The 14,504-nt window shown below is 64.0% G+C and carries 10 protein-coding genes and 1 pseudogene; 4 read left to right on the top strand and 7 right to left on the bottom strand.

The features are described 5' to 3' along the window. Positions 1-154, bottom strand: a pseudogene (locus L0G76_RS16315) (fumarylacetoacetate hydrolase family protein); the annotation flags it as partial. A 158-nt stretch (positions 155-312) separates the two neighbouring features. Here L0G76_RS16315 and L0G76_RS02270 point away from each other — a divergent pair. Together L0G76_RS02270 and L0G76_RS02275 are read left to right on the top strand one after the other, a co-directional pair. Continuing rightward, positions 313-1,653: an MFS transporter gene (locus tag L0G76_RS02270; protein WP_304355779.1), complete on the top strand. Its 1,341-nt coding sequence runs from the start codon at positions 313-315 to the stop codon at positions 1,651-1,653. 79 nt (positions 1,654-1,732) lie between these two features. Continuing rightward, positions 1,733-3,727 carry an FAD-binding monooxygenase gene (locus L0G76_RS02275; RefSeq protein WP_304355780.1) on the top strand — a complete coding sequence of 665 codons (1,995 nt, stop codon included), beginning with the start codon at positions 1,733-1,735 and terminating at the stop codon, positions 3,725-3,727. Positions 3,728-3,869: 142 nt separating this feature from the next. On the opposite strand, the gene L0G76_RS02280 is transcribed toward L0G76_RS02275, so the two are convergent. Then, positions 3,870-4,322: a hypothetical protein gene (locus L0G76_RS02280; RefSeq protein ID WP_304355781.1), complete on the bottom strand. Its 453-nt coding sequence runs from the start codon at positions 4,320-4,322 to the stop codon at positions 3,870-3,872. A gap of 114 nt (positions 4,323-4,436) precedes the next feature. Between L0G76_RS02280 and L0G76_RS02285 the strand changes: the two genes are divergently transcribed. Continuing rightward, on the top strand, positions 4,437-4,775 hold the full coding sequence (locus tag L0G76_RS02285; RefSeq protein WP_304355782.1) for a hypothetical protein: 339 nt from the start codon (positions 4,437-4,439) through the stop codon (positions 4,773-4,775). Positions 4,776-5,030: 255 nt separating this feature from the next. On the opposite strand, the gene L0G76_RS02290 is transcribed toward L0G76_RS02285, so the two are convergent. The 4 genes from L0G76_RS02290 to L0G76_RS02305 all read right to left on the bottom strand — a co-directional run bounded on the left by L0G76_RS02290 (position 5,031) and on the right by L0G76_RS02305 (position 9,755). After that, positions 5,031-5,624 carry a hypothetical protein gene (locus L0G76_RS02290; protein ID WP_304355783.1) on the bottom strand — a complete coding sequence of 198 codons (594 nt, stop codon included), beginning with the start codon at positions 5,622-5,624 and terminating at the stop codon, positions 5,031-5,033. Between the two features lie 62 nt (positions 5,625-5,686). Next, complete coding sequence (locus L0G76_RS02295) at positions 5,687-7,354, bottom strand: HNH endonuclease (protein WP_304355784.1); 1,668 nt, start codon at positions 7,352-7,354, stop codon at positions 5,687-5,689. A gap of 87 nt (positions 7,355-7,441) precedes the next feature. Further along, positions 7,442-8,053: a uridine kinase gene (udk, locus tag L0G76_RS02300; protein WP_301475782.1), complete on the bottom strand. Its 612-nt coding sequence runs from the start codon at positions 8,051-8,053 to the stop codon at positions 7,442-7,444. Positions 8,054-8,147: 94 nt separating this feature from the next. Next, positions 8,148-9,755: an FCD domain-containing protein gene (locus L0G76_RS02305; protein ID WP_304355785.1), complete on the bottom strand. Its 1,608-nt coding sequence runs from the start codon at positions 9,753-9,755 to the stop codon at positions 8,148-8,150. Positions 9,756-9,940: 185 nt separating this feature from the next. Here L0G76_RS02305 and L0G76_RS02310 point away from each other — a divergent pair, with 185 nt between their 5' ends. Continuing rightward, entirely contained in the window at positions 9,941-13,375 is a 3,435-nt protein-coding gene (locus L0G76_RS02310; protein WP_304355786.1) for a bifunctional proline dehydrogenase/L-glutamate gamma-semialdehyde dehydrogenase, read from the top strand. Between the two features lie 131 nt (positions 13,376-13,506). Here the strand turns inward: L0G76_RS02310 and L0G76_RS02315 are convergent, their stop codons facing one another. Further along, positions 13,507-14,268 (bottom strand): GntR family transcriptional regulator, encoded by a 762-nt coding sequence (locus tag L0G76_RS02315; protein WP_301475789.1) that lies wholly within the window; start codon positions 14,266-14,268, stop codon positions 13,507-13,509. Positions 14,269-14,504: the final 236 nt, after the last annotated feature.

A 14,504-nucleotide genomic window follows, 5' to 3' on the forward strand; every position in this document is an offset into this window, starting at 1 on the left:
TCGCATCACCCGACGCGGCCAGAGAGCTTGTGGCCTTGAGGAAATAGGACGGCTGAGAAGGCCGCTTGCCACGCTGAGCAGAACGTGACTCATAGGCCACATGGACGGCAATGATTTTGCCCGGTCGGAGTGGAACACCAGCTGGAGTCGACATCGATCTCGCACCTCATTTCGATTAGCTTTCACCAAGATCGTATATGATACGGTTCCGGAGGACAAGTATCCCGTGTCACATCAGTGAGACCGCATCGGCGGTCGGGCTGGCCTGTGACAGCGGCACAAACGCAGCAGTCTCAATGCGACACAGGAGTCATGGTGACTAAAACGCACACCCAAGGTCGGGTGGCATTCGCGACCGTCGTCGGTACCAGCATCGAGTGGTACGACTACTTCCTCTATGCGGCAGCCTCGGGGCTGATCTTCAACGAACTGTTCTTCGGTCCGTTGGGCTCGACCCTGTCGACGATGGTCGCCTTCGCCACCGTGGGCATCAGCTTCCTGTTCCGCCCCTTGGGTGCCTTCCTCGCCGGGCACTACGGTGACAAGCTGGGGCGCCGGGTCGTCCTCATCATCACACTCATCGCGATGGGTGCGGCCACGGCCCTCATCGGCTTCCTGCCGACCTACGATTCGATCGGCATCGCAGCACCCATCCTCCTCATCGTCCTGCGCATCATCCAGGGCATCTCCGCCGGTGGAGAGTGGGGCGGAGCAGTCCTCCTGGCCGTCGAGCATGCGGAGGTCAAGCATCGCGGTCTGCGCGGATCCTTCCCGCAGATCGGCGTCTCCATCGGCCTCATCCTGTCCTCCGGTGTACTCGCGCTGATGACCGCGATCGCCCCCGGCGAGGCCTTCCTCGAGTGGGGCTGGCGCGTGCCGTTCTTCCTCTCGATCCTGCTCGTCGCCGTCGGCTACTGGATCCGCCGAGGGGTCGAGGAGTCCCCCGTCTTCCACGAGATCGCCGAGCGCAAGGAGCAGGTGTCCAATCCTCTGGGCAGACTCTTCAAGAGCCATTGGCTTCTCGTCATCCTCGCGTCGCTGGTCTTCGTGGGCAACAATGCCGCCGGCTACATGACCACCGGCGGCTACATCCAGAACTACGCCACCGATCCTGCCGGGCCGGTCGGACTCGACCGCGGCCCCGTGCTCTGGGCGGTCTCCGCCTCGGCGGTGTCGTGGCTGATCTTCACGATCGTCGCCGGATCCGTCTCGGACAAGATCGGGCGGAAGAACACCTATCTGCTCGGGTGGGGCCTGCTGCTGATCGGCATCTTCTCCCTCTTCCCGCTGGTCAACACCGGCAGCATCTGGATGCTGTTCCTGGGGCTGGTCATCCTGACGGTGGGGCTCGGCTTCACCTATGGTCAGCAGCCGGCGATGTACGCCGAGATCTTCCCCGCCAGCGTGCGCTTCTCCGGCGTCTCGGTCTCCTATGCGATCGGTTCGATCATCGGTGGAGCCTTCGCTCCGACGATCGCAAAGGCTTTGGTCTCGGCCACCGGCACGACCACCTCGGTGGCCATCTATCTGGGTGGCATGACCGTGATCGCGCTGGTGGCCACACTGGCCCTGCGGGACCGTTCGGGCATCCCTCTGGGACCGGCCCACGAGGATGAGCAGTCCGTGAGCCCGATCATAGGTATCCGCTCATGATGACCTGAGTAACACACGATCGTATATGAACTGCTAATATTGGAAAGTCACGAAGACGTGTGATGAACCGGAGGTTGACATGCATTTTCACCAGCACGGCTATGTGTCCGCAGACCCGCGGATCGAAGCTGCAGCAGGCTATGGAATCGATCGCCCAGAGGACCTGCCTGATGAGGTCGATGTCCTCATCGTCGGCAGCGGCCCGGCGGGGATGGTCGCGGCAGCGCAGCTCTCGCAGTATCCGGAGGTCAACACCCGGATGATCGAGAAGCGCGACTCGCGACTGGTCATCGGGCAGGCCGACGGCATTCAGGCGCGCTCGGTCGAGACTTTCCAGGCGTTCGGGTTCGCCGAGGAGATCATGCGCGAGGGTTATCACATCATCGACATGGCCTTCTGGAACCCGGACCCGGAGAACCCCGAGCACATCATCCGCACCGGACGACCCAAGGATGACGAATCCGGAATCAGCGAGTTCCCGCACCTCATCGTCAACCAGGCGCGGGTTCTCGACTACTTCGCGCAGTTCGCCAAGCAGTCCCCCGGCCGCATCGAGCCTGACTACGGCATCGAATTCGTCGATCTCACGGTCGACGATGCTGCCACCGGCCCGGCCGACTCCGAAGCTGCCGCCTCCGATCACCCGGTCACGGTTACGGTTCGCTACACCGCCGGTGAACGCGCAGGCGAAGAACGCACAATCCGCGCCGGCTATGTGATCGGCTGCGACGGTGCCCGTTCGGGTGTGCGCAAGTCCATCGGACGCACGATGATCGGCGATCAGGCCAACCATGCCTGGGGCGTCATGGACGTGCTCGCGAACTCCGACTTCCCCGATATCCGCACCAAATGCGCGATCTCCTCGAAGCACGGCAACATCCTCCACATTCCCCGCGAGGGCGGCCACCTGTTCCGCATGTACGTCGATCTGGGCGAAGTCCCCGAGGACGACGCACGCAAGGTGCGACAGACGAGTGTCGACGAGATCATCGCTCGAGCCAATGCCATCATCAGCCCGTACAGCATCGATGTGAAGGACGTCGCCTGGCACAGCGTCTACGAGGTCGGCCACCGTCTCACGGATGCCTTCGATGACACCGATGACAATACTGTCGGCGCACCATGTCCCCGCGTCTTCATCACCGGCGATGCCTGCCACACCCACTCGGCGAAGGCCGGCCAGGGCATGAACGTGTCGATGCAGGACGGGTTCAACATCTCGTGGAAGCTCGGTCAAGTGCTGTCCGGACGGTCGCCGCAGGAGCTGCTGCGGACCTACTCCGCAGAGCGGCAGGTGACTGCGAAGAACCTCATCGACTTCGATAAGGAATGGTCGACGCTGATGGCGACCCCGCAGGAGGAGCTTCCGGACGAGACCTACCTGCAGGACTTCTACGTCAAGACCGCCGAGTTCCCGGCCGGGTTCATGACCGAGTACACAGAGTCGATGATCACCGCGTCTCCCACGCACCAGGAACTGGCCAGCGGATTCCCCGTGGGCAAGAGGTTCAAGTCGGCACAGGTCCAGCGCAGCTGTGACGCCAACTTCATCCACCTGGGCCACGAGGCACGGGCCGATGGCCGTTGGCGCGTCTACGTCTTCGCGGATGCCCAGGCCCCGATGCTCGGCGACGGCGGTGCGTCCGGTGCGTCTCGTGCATCCGGTGCGCCCGGTGCGTCCGGTGCGTCGGCCTTGGCGAAGTCAAAGGTCACGCAGCTGGCCGACTGGCTGGAGTTCGACCCGGCATCGCCGCTGGTCAGGTTCCGGCGTGAAGACGACGACATGGATGCGCTCATCGAGCTCAGCGTCGTCTACCAGCAGAACCACACCGAGTTCTCGTTCCCCGACGTCCCGACGGCCTTCCGCCCGCATGTGGGCGAGTTCGACCTCGAGTACGTGGAGAAGATCTTCGCGGCCATGCCTGAGGAGGACATCTACGACGAGCGCGGGATCAGTCGTGATGGCGCCGTGGTCGTGGTCCGTCCCGATCAGTATGTCTCGGGCGTCTTCCCCTTGGACGCCCATGACGAGATCGGCAAATTCTTCGCAGGAGTGTTCGCTTCCGATCAGTGATGATGCCATGGGATGGTTCCCAATAAGTGATGTGAGTGCAATGCCCTCAGCCCCAGATGTCATTCCGGGCTGGGGGCGCTGCTGTGTCTTCGCCGGCTGTGGGGCGGTCTCGGCCAGCTGTGTTCAGCGAAACCGCGCGGTTTCAGTGGGGTTGTGCGAGCCGATCCGGGCGCAGCATGCGGCGGTTGCCGATGCAGCCAAGGATTCCGGCCAGCACCAGCGCTCCACTTCCCAGGATCCAGTAGCTCATTCCTGCAGCGGGGCGCCCGATGATTGTGGCCCCGAACGGCTCACCTTCCGAATCCTCACTGCTGAAATACGCCGTCGGCGGGTCGATCAGGATCATCTGCAGCATGACGAATAGTCCAACACCGATCAGGATGACGACCACTGACCACCAGGTCGGCGGGTCCGTGATCCACACGATGGCGGCACAGATGAGGACCGCCGCCCACGGGAGCAGGACATCCGGGCCCAAGTCACCGATGCGGATCGGATGTCTGCCCAGAGACGTCAGGATGACTGGGTCCTCCCCTGATGTCCGACTAGCCATGATGGGCACCCAGATCATCGCCACCCAGGCCGCCACGCTCACGAGAGGCAGCAGGCGGGCAGCGTGTTCAGATGTGGAGCGGTGCCGACGTACACGGATCTGATCGTCGCGACTTGGCGCGGTCTCGAACCAACGGCTGATTCGTAGGCTGTCTCGGTGACTGTCTCCATGGCTGCTCCTGCCGCTGAGCCGACCGCCGGGCCTACCGCCGGGCCGACCGTCAGATCGAAGACGTTCCCCGATGAGGCCGCAGACACCAGCGACAGTCAGGGCTATGCCGCCGACCGCCCAGAATGCCGCACCCACAGCCGGATAGCCGACCGCCATGCCTCCGATCCACTCACCGTTGCCATCCTGCCCGTCCCACATGAGCGTCGGAGGTTCTCCAACCAAGCCGACCAGGAACGCGAGCACCACGATGCCGAATACCGTGGTGGCCCACGACCAGAGCCTCAGGCCATCAACCAGCCATGCGGAGATCACACATGTCGGTAGACCGATCCAGATAATGACGAATTCGGGTTCGAGATCGGCCAATTCCACAGGGGAGCGACCAAACGAGGTCACGACGATCCTGATCGACGCGCTTGTGTGCAAACTGTTGGATGCACTGTCGAGGACCGGCACCCAGATCGTCACCACCCAGGCAAGCAACGCCAGAGCTGGGACAGCCCGGGCGATCAGCCGAATTCGTTCATCTCGCGACGTCACGCTTGTGCTCCACTTTCTGACATTGCCCAGTGCCCCTCGTCATGCCACTGTTCTGTGCTTCTGTCGCTGTCCGCCGATCCACCCGCAGAATCCGGAGGCACCGAGCGTCAGACTGCCGAGGACACAGAGCACAAATCCAAAGTCCGGACGGGCGACTTCCATGCCTCCTGTCGGCATTCCGTCATCGGTCTGCCCGTCCCACATCAGGAAGGGCGGATTGATGACAGCGGCTGCGAGGCCAAGGAGAATGACGGCACCGAACAGGATGGCTGCCGCCGACCACCACTGTTCGGCACCGAACAACCATGGCAGGAGCGCGAAGACGACAATCAGGACCCAGATGGCGATGAATCCAGGGTTGAGGTACTCAGGGTCGATCGGGGAATCCCCCAAAGACGTGATTGTGATTCTCGGACCGTCGGCATTGCCGCTGTCGAGGACCGGCACGAAGATCGTGATGATCCACGCTGCGACTGTCACGAGCGGCAGGAGACGGGCGGCCCGGAACAGGTCCCAGCTCGGTCGCGCCCCGTGCCCCGGTCGCAAGCCCTCGGCGGGTACATCTGCGTTTCGATCCCCGTGATCGCTGCTGTCGCCGTCTGGTCCGCGAGCATTGCTTTCGTCAGTATTCATACTCCGAATCATGCAGTCTGACCAGATTCGGGCGGTGTCCGAATTGTTGCAGTTTCACCACGTCACCCCGCGTCGAGCAGTGCCTGCCGGAGGTATCTCTCCGCACAGCTGTCCGCGGAGCCACCGGCCGAGCGGGTGCGGCGACGATGCTTGGGCCGAATCGATGACGGAACAGTAAGGGGTTCGACAACCTCGGCGATCTCGAACTGGGAAGGTTCACCGCTTACGGAGGCGGCCCGCTGTCTCTCCTCGAACTTCTTCGCTTCCGACTCCGTGATCGGAAAGAACGGGATCTCCACCTCTTCGCATTCGGAGTCGGGCGGCGACCCGGATCGCTCCGGTTCCAGCAGTCCGGCGAACGCCAACCGCCAATCATCAACACGTGGCGAGGACCGCGAAGCGTCATCGTCTCCCGGCGCCGCTGAACCGGGCGGCGCCGCTGAACCGGGCGAGGCTCGTGGGTATTTCATCCGTCTGGCAAATGGAGCGGTCGAGTCCTCGTATTCTCGACCACTGGGAGTGGTGATCTTCAGGCCCTCGGCGGTTGCTTCGTGTTTCCACCCAGGATGTTCCTTTGCATAGTTGCACGCAGCGCACAGTCCTGAGCCGTTCTCCCACGAGGTCGCACCGCCGGAGGCATATCCATCGGCATGGTCGGCATGCCTGATCCGCGCGTCGCACCACGGGGTCCTGCATAAATCGTCACGATAGACGACCATCTGCCTCAGTTGTCCGGTGAACGTACGACCGCGAGATTCCATCCCCACCAGCTGGCCGTCGGTGGCGCGAGTGAACATGCGGCGGATGAAGACTTCGGCTTCGTTGGCGGCGATGAAATTCCGAGCTGTTCGGGCCGGGAGAGGACCGAAGCCGGGCAGCCAGGCGGGAACCAGCCCATCGGAGAGCAGCGTTTCTGCTTCGACGATGAGGTGCACCTCGGTCGGCACAGCTTCGGCCCTCACCTGTCCCGTCAGCCGTTCGACGAATGTGTCGGCCATCAGCTGATTGTGTCTGCGGCCCTTCGCGCCTCCGGCCGCTGATGCCGATTCGGCTGCGCCCTTCAGCCCCTCGTAGACGGCAACGGCCTGCTGGATCGGGATGATCGCGGAGACTCGTCCCATTCCGTCGTCGAGCGCGGTCATGGTCACACGTCGATTCGCTGTCGCCTTCTTCGCCCGTTCAGCAGACGCCTCGGCGTTCATCTCCTCTGCCAGACCCCGCGCTTCCATGCGCAGGCTCCGCAGCCCTGCCGGTCCCATGCTCATCTTCATCCGGGTGTCGACCTTGCGCCGGTCGGCACTGGGCAGCGTGGCAGTCTCGTCGGCCATGACGCGCGCTTTGTCCTCGGAGATCTCCCCGCAGGCGAGCGCCTTGAATGTATTCGGCATCTCTCCCACGATTGCGCGAGAGGTGGTCAGAAACTTCCGCCCGGAGCCCGGCGAGACCTTCTTCGCAAGGGCGATCTCCTCTGCAGAGCGGATTCCGCAATCACGTGCGGGGACCTGGTTGAGAGCGTCTCGCCGAGTGCGCAGGGCCTCGAATGCCACGGCCTCGGCGGACTGTGCGGACACGAGGGTCGCCTTCAGGCCCTCGAAGGCGGCGATCCGGGCCAATGTCTCGGCTTCGGTCGCAGCGGGCTTCTCCTCACGCAGCATGGAGGCGAAGCGGTCGATCTCTGCGATGAGATCATGATCCGCCGGTGATGCCTCCGGGACTGTCTCCGTGTCCATGCAAACACTCTATAAGTCGCCCATGACACGAGCCTCCCGAGCGTCTGCGGCGAGGCTCCCCGAACCGAGAACCGATCAGACGAAGTACTAGCCCACGTCCCTCTGGATTCGGTTGAGGACCATGTCCATGGCCACGATATTGTGCCCGCCATCAGGGATGATGATGTCCGCGTTGCGTTTCGAGGGCTCGACGTACAGCTCGTGCATCGGCTTCACTGTTCCCAGGTACTGGTCCTCGACCGACTGCAGTGTCCGCCCCCGTTCGACGACATCGCGTTTGATCCGCCGCAGCAGTCGAACATCGGCGTCCGTGTCGACGAAGAGCTTGATGTCGAGCAATTCACAGATCCGCGGTTCAGCTAAGATGAGGATCCCCTCGACGATGATCACCGGCGACGGTTCGACGAGCGTCGTACGATCGCTGCGATTGTGGATCGCGAAGTCATAGACGGGGCTCTCGACCGGCTGCGAGGAGCGCAGGGCGCGAAGGTGTTCGACGAAGAGGTCGTTGTCGAAGGCGTCGAGGTCGTCGTAGTTGACCTTCTCCCGCTCCTCGTAGGTCAGCTCGTCCCGCCGCCGGTAGTAGTTATCGTGGAACAGCACCGAGGGTGGACCCGCGCACTTGTCCAACAACGCCTGGGTCAGAGTCGTCTTCCCGCTCCCGGTTCCGCCGGCCACGCCTACAATCAAGGTCTCCACGGTTCAATAATCCCTTTCGGCTCTGCGGACTCAAACACTGACTTTCCCCAAAGTTATACCAGTCGCCCTCGCCGAGGCTGTCCGAGGGGTCCGTTCATCCCCGACGGGTGAGCTGTGCCCAGAGATCCTGGTCGAACCGACGTCGGGCGAACAGCCCTGCCATGTGTCTGACCGCGTTGTCGACCTTCCCCCGCCAGGCGTCCACAGCGGTCTCCGCGTCCCCGAGCGCCAGCGCCCTGAAGATGGCACGGTCATCGATGAGGATGCGATCGCTGGCCGGCGAGTAGTCGAGCTGCAGCACCGAGATGAACAGACGCAGACGCAGAGTCAGGGCCTCAAAGGATCGAGCACTCTGCCTCAGCCCCGAGGCTCGAGCCAGTTCCTGCTGGAAGTGGAGGTCGGCATCCTCGACATCGATGCCGCTCTTCGTCGCCGCCGATGCCTCCACCTGGCGCAGAGCCAGCTGCACGGGCACGAAATAGCGCTTCGGCCGCAGCGCCAGAGACCGCAGAAGAACTCCGCCCACGGCCATGCGTCCGGCATAGAGATCGAGGACGTCGAGGGTCGTGATGAGCGGAATCCTCGAGCCACCGCGGGAGCCGTCGAGCAGCTTGTCGTCGACCATGCGCCGCAGCGCGGCATCGACCGAGGAGCGCGGCACCTGCATCCTGCGTGACAGGAGACGCGGATTGATTCGATCTCCGGGCTGATACCCGGAATCGATGATCTCCTCACGCAGAGCGATCGCCAGATGCTCGGTGATGGACCGTGTCCCCTTCGGCAGCCACGATGAGATCTCCATTGAGTCAGAAGAAATGGAACTTCTTCGGGCCTCGGTGTGACTCGACTGCCGCCACAGGACGCCCTCGAAGCCGTGGCGCACGCGGGCGGCGAGAATATCGAGCAGAGATCCGGGAATGTCGCGGCAGCCGGCGAGTGCGGATTTCGCATCGTCGAGGAACTCCGCAAACTCGCTGTGAACCGCGATGGTCGCACCCGCATCCCGGTCGCGCGCCGCCAGATCACCTGCCTCGCCGAACAGACCTTTCGTCTCCCCGAATGGATCGAACACGACGAAGCGTTCACGATCTCCACCGGTCCGAAGCAGTTCGAGAGTCGCCGAGGCATCGGCCTGGCGATGCTCGCTGTCGAAGCGCTGCGGCCAGTGCTGGACCCCGGACGAACGCAGCGCCGCCGCGATTCCGGCAATGCGACGCTGCACCCGTCGCGCCGAGACCGCCCCCGCACCCTCAACTCCGCCAACGCGCAGACCAACGCCTCCACCAGCACCTTCACCAGCGCTGCGATCACCTGCAGCGCGAATGCCGATGACGACCAACGGGAACCCTCCCGCAACGACAGTGACCTCATCACGACCGAGCAGAAGGTTCGACGGCACCGTCATCCCCCGCATCGCGCGGGAGACGATGCTCTGGCTCAGTCCCGTCGCCTCGGCCAGCGCCCGGGTCGAATAGTCCTTCCCCGAGATCCTCGCCCCCGCGGTGCTCACCAGAGCTTCGACGACCTGATCGGCCGTGCGCTGGATCTGGGGGCGGCCGCTGCGCGGACGATCCTCGAGGTCGGATCGCGACATCCACCGACGCAGACTCGACGGTGAGACGTCGAACTGCGCAGCCACCTCGGCGATGGAGGACGAAGCCGTCCTGGCAACAGCGGCACGACGCATCTCTGAGGAATACATCACGCCATCCTAATACTTCTGACTCAACGATGCCTGCAATCGGCAGCGACCCCTTCACCCCTGATTTCGTCCGGCGCATACTGGTCTCAACGATCCCGTCAACGGTCAATGGCGACGTGGGAACGCCGCACACCGAGTCCACCCAGACTCATCCAGAGTTCGTCCAACAGAAAAGGAACGAGCAATTGCTGCACACAGACTCCGATCTCGATCAGCTCACCAGTCGCTCCATCGACACAGTCCGCAAGTGGCTGCGCGTGGCAACGAGCAAGACCACGGCGAAGAACCCTGCCGCCGAACGCCTCTCGGCAGTGCTCTCCGACCCCAACGGCCTCGACTTCACCGTCGGGTTCGTCGATCGAGTCGTGCGCACCGATGACGTGCACGCCGCCGCCGATGCCCTGACAGAGGTCGCCAAACTCGCGCCCGAGACGATGTCGGCCCTCGACCGCGCCCAGATCAAGACCGGCGCCGCCTTGGCCCCCGTGCTGCCTCACATCGTCGTTCCCGCAGCTAGGACCCGCCTGCGCCAGATGGTCGGTCACATGGTCGTCGACGCCCGCGACAAGCAGTTCGGCAAGGCCGTGGCGGCACTGTCCGCCGACGGACACCGGCTCAACATCAACCTCCTCGGCGAAGCCGTCCTCGGTGATTCGGAAGCCGACCACCACCTCGAAGAGACCCACCGACTGCTGGCTCGCGAGGATGTCGACTACGTCTCCGTCAAGGTCTCCTCGGTCGCCTCCCAGATCTCGATGTGGGCCTTCGACGAGACCGTCGACTACGTCGCCGAACGCCTGCGCCCGCTCTACAGGCAAGCGGCGAAGGCACCGACCGGGGCGAAGTTCGTCAACCTCGACATGGAAGAGTACCAGGACCTCGAACTCACGATCGCAGTCTTCACCCGCCTGCTCGCCGAACCCGAGTTCAAGAACCTCGAGGCCGGCATCGTGATCCAGGGCTACCAGCCCGACGCACTGGGTGCCGTCCAGCGCCTGAGCGAGTTCGCCAATGAACGCGTCGCCAACGGCGGAGTCGGAATCAAAGTTCGTCTCGTCAAGGGCGCGAACCTGGCGATGGAGACCGTCCACGCGGAGATCGCCGGCTGGCCCGCGACCATATGTGATTCGAAGCAGTCCACCGACGCGAACTACAAGCGCGTCCTCCACTGGCTATTCACCCCCGAGCGGATGAAGGGCCTGCGCATCGGCGTGGCCGGCCACAACCTCTTCGACATCGCCTTCGCCCACCACCTGTCCGTCGACCGCGAGGTCACCGACCGGGTGGAATTCGAGATGCTGCAGGGCATGGCCTCGGAACAGGCCGCCGCTGTGACCGAGGACGTCGGGGATCTCCTCCTCTATGTCCCCGCCGTGCACCCGAAGGAATTCGACGTCGCGATCTCCTACCTCGTGCGCAGGCTCGAGGAGAACTCGTCCTCGGAGAACTTCATGTCAGGCATCTTCGACCTGGCCAACGGCAACGAGGTCTTCGTTCGGGAGGCAGACCGGTTCCAGGACTCCGTCAAGCAGCTCGAGGACATCCTCGAAGAAGACGGGGAGTCCGCGCCGGCGCCGAACCGGTCGCAGGACCGTTCGGCCGAACGCGATGTCCCAGGGACTCCCCCGACCGAGTTCTTCAACGAACCGGATACCGATCCGTCTCTGCCGGCGAACCAGAAGTGGGCCAAGGAGATCATCGCCGAGGCGACCGCCCCCGGATACCTCGACGATCGCCCGAAGACGCCGAAGGTTGACTCAGCTGCGAAGCTCGATGAGATGATCGCCGACGGCCGCAATGCCGCGGAGGCCTGGCGCGAGCTGGGATCGACCGGCCGCGGCGAGATCCTCCACCGGGCCGCCGAGGTCTTCGCCGCCCGTCGCGGTGAGTTCATCGCCGTCGCGGCCGCCGAGGTGGGCAAGATGCCCTCCCAGTCCGACCCGGAGATCTCCGAGGCCATCGACTTCATCCGCTACTACGCGCTCAATGCCGCGGAGCTGGAGAACCTCGAAGGGGCGAACTTCGTCCCCGACCAGATGGTCGTCGTCACCCCGCCGTGGAACTTCCCCATCGCCATCCCCACCGGCGGCACCGTGGCAGCACTTGCGGCAGGTTCGGCCGTCATCCACAAACCGTCGAAGCCGGCCCAGCACTGCTCGGCGCTCATCACCGACTGCCTGTGGGAAGCCGGCGTACCCAAGGACGTGCTGCAACTGTGCACACCCTCCGACAGAGATCTCAGCCGTCATCTCGTCGCCCACCCGGACGTCGATCGCGTCATCCTCACAGGTGCCTCCGAGACTGCCGCCCTGTTCCAGTCCTTCCGACCCGACCTGCATGTCAATGCAGAGACCTCCGGCAAGAACGCCCTGCTCATCACACCGGCGGCCGATCGTGATCTGGCCGTTGCCGACCTCGTGCACTCGGCCTTCGGGCATGCCGGGCAGAAGTGCTCGGCCGCCTCGCTGGGCATCATGGTCGGGTCGACCTACGATTCCGAGCGCTACCGCAAACAGCTCATTGACGCAGCGTCGACCATGGTCGTCGACTGGCCATCGAACATGTCGGCGACGATGGGACCTCTGACCGAGGATCCTTCCGACAAACTCGAACGTGCCCTGACCTCCCTCGAGCCGGGTGAGTCCTGGCTCCTCGAGCCCAAGGCGCTCGATGACACGGGACGACTGTGGAGCCCGGGAATCAAGGAAGGCGTCAAGCCGGGATCGTTCTTCCACCTCACCGAGGTGTTCGGGCCCGTGCTCGGCCTCATGCACGCTCGCGACCTCGACGAGGCGATCGAGTTCCAGAACGCTGTGGACTTCGGTCTCACCGGTGGCATCCACTCCCTCGACCCCGAGGAAGTGCGCACCTGGCTCGACCGTGTTCAGGTCGGCAACGCCTACGTCAACCGCGGCATCACCGGCGCGATCGTCAGGCGCCAGTCCTTCGGCGGCTGGAAGCAGTCCTCCGTGGGGCTCGGTTCGAAGGCCGGCGGTCCGAACTACCTCATGCTCTTCGGCCACTACACCGACGATCCCTCGACTCTGCCAGGCGCCACCGACGCGAGCCAGAACCTCGAGCTCGCCAAGGCCGACGACGAACGCTGGCTGGCGCGCGAGTTCGGGGCGGCGAAGGACCACACGGGTCTGCGTGGGGAAGCCAACATCTTCCGCTACCGGCCGCGTCCCGTCACCCTGCGAGTGACCTCGGCATCATCGCTGTTCGACCTGGAGAGGTCGATCCACGCAGCGAAGTCCGTCGGGTCGAGCGTGCAGCTGTCCGTCGCCGAGGATGTCGCCTCCGAGGTGAAGATCGCCGTCACGAATGCTTCAGTTGCAGCCCGCACCGAATCCGCATCGACGTTCGCCGATATGGTCGCTCAGGGTCGCTACGACGACTCCGTCGGTGCCCGCATCCGCGTGCTCGGACCGCAGGAGCCCGAGCTGCTGGCCGCGAGCGCACCACGTCCAGAGGTTGCTGTCATCGATGAGCCGGTCACCTCCTCGGCGCGGGTGGAGATGCGGTACTACGTGCAGGAACAGGCCGTGTCTATGACACTGCACCGCTTCGGCAATCCCAGCCGTGCCTTCCACGAGCTGGCCGCCGAGCTCAAGGCCTGAGCATGTCGGGCAGCTGACTGCTGACTGCTGGAAAGCGCCCCAGAACGACCTGTCACCAGGCTTTTCTGGGGCGCTTTCGACATTTTGCGCTGCTGCCGCTGCCCCTTCCACCGGATGGGTCAGCGGCAGCCTCAGAACCAGTCCTGCTCGTCGGCAGTGAGCCAGCTGATGGGGTTGACATTGCGGCCGTTGGACATCGCCACCGACAGAAAGTTGGCGAGATAGCGGTCTTCGGAGATCTCCAGTGGACTCCCTGCGCCGTCGCGGCTGCGGCGCAGGTGGCGCAGCAGCGGCCTCCCCCGGGAGACCTCGAGCAGAGCTGCATCCTGCTGACTGCAGACCGTCGCGGAGAAGACGTGGTCGGCACCTGCGAAAACGATCCCGTGCTCCTGTTCGAGCCAGCGACTGACAGATGCAGCGTCGCCGGGGACCTTCTCGACCAGCTCTCCGAGCTGCTCCGGGTAGCTGGTCCGCTCGACCATGACCTTCTCCCCGTCAAGCAAACGAACGCGCAGCACGCGCAGCACGCGTGCACGCGGGTCGACATTGAGGGCAGCGGCATTCTCCTTGCCTGCGATGTGCCACCCCTGTTCGATGACGTGGCCGCCGGGGGTGCGACCATGCGCGCTGGCCCACTGTGCAAAACTGCGGAACTCCTCGGCCACAGCGGCCGGCCGCGGTGTGCGCAGCACTGTCTTCCGGGCACCGCGCCGACCGCCCAAGGTGCCTTCGCTGACGAGCAGGCGCAGGGCCTCCCGCACTGTGCCGGGGGCGACTGCGTATTCAGCGGCCAGCGCCGCCTCGGATTCAAGGCTCTGCCCTGTCTGCCGCGCACCGCTGCGAATAGAATCGCGGATCTGCTCCGCGATCTGCTCATACCGTGCCTCGCTCACTCCTGCGATCCCCTCATGGTCGTCCTTCCCATCCAGTCGGCTGTCCCATCACCGCATACAGTCACATGCACCTACGCTACCGCACACTATGAGGCGCGATTGACAGTGATATCTCGGGCGGCACCATCTGCCGAGAGCCGATCACACCGACTGCAGAAGCCAATACTTCACTAGTGAAGTGTGATTGCATATCGAAACCTCACTAGTCATCTAGTTTGGAATTATCGATTCGATTC

It is taken from the genome of Brevibacterium picturae (genome assembly GCF_030453725.1).
GTDB classification, from domain to species: Bacteria; Actinomycetota; Actinomycetes; order Actinomycetales; family Brevibacteriaceae; genus Brevibacterium; species Brevibacterium sandarakinum_A.

Bases quoted from the DNA above. Each gene is read 5' to 3' on its own strand.
- L0G76_RS02270 (WP_304355779.1), top strand. From the start codon at position 313: ATGGTGACTAAAACGCACACCCAAGGTCGGGTGGCATTCGCGACCGTC.
- L0G76_RS02275 (WP_304355780.1), top strand. From the start codon at position 1,733: ATGCATTTTCACCAGCACGGCTATGTGTCCGCAGACCCGCGGATCGAA.
- L0G76_RS02290 (WP_304355783.1), bottom strand. From the start codon at position 5,624: ATGAATACTGACGAAAGCAATGCTCGCGGACCAGACGGCGACAGCAGC.
- L0G76_RS02305 (WP_304355785.1), bottom strand. From the start codon at position 9,755: ATGTATTCCTCAGAGATGCGTCGTGCCGCTGTTGCCAGGACGGCTTCG.
- L0G76_RS02295 (WP_304355784.1), bottom strand. From the start codon at position 7,354: ATGGACACGGAGACAGTCCCGGAGGCATCACCGGCGGATCATGATCTC.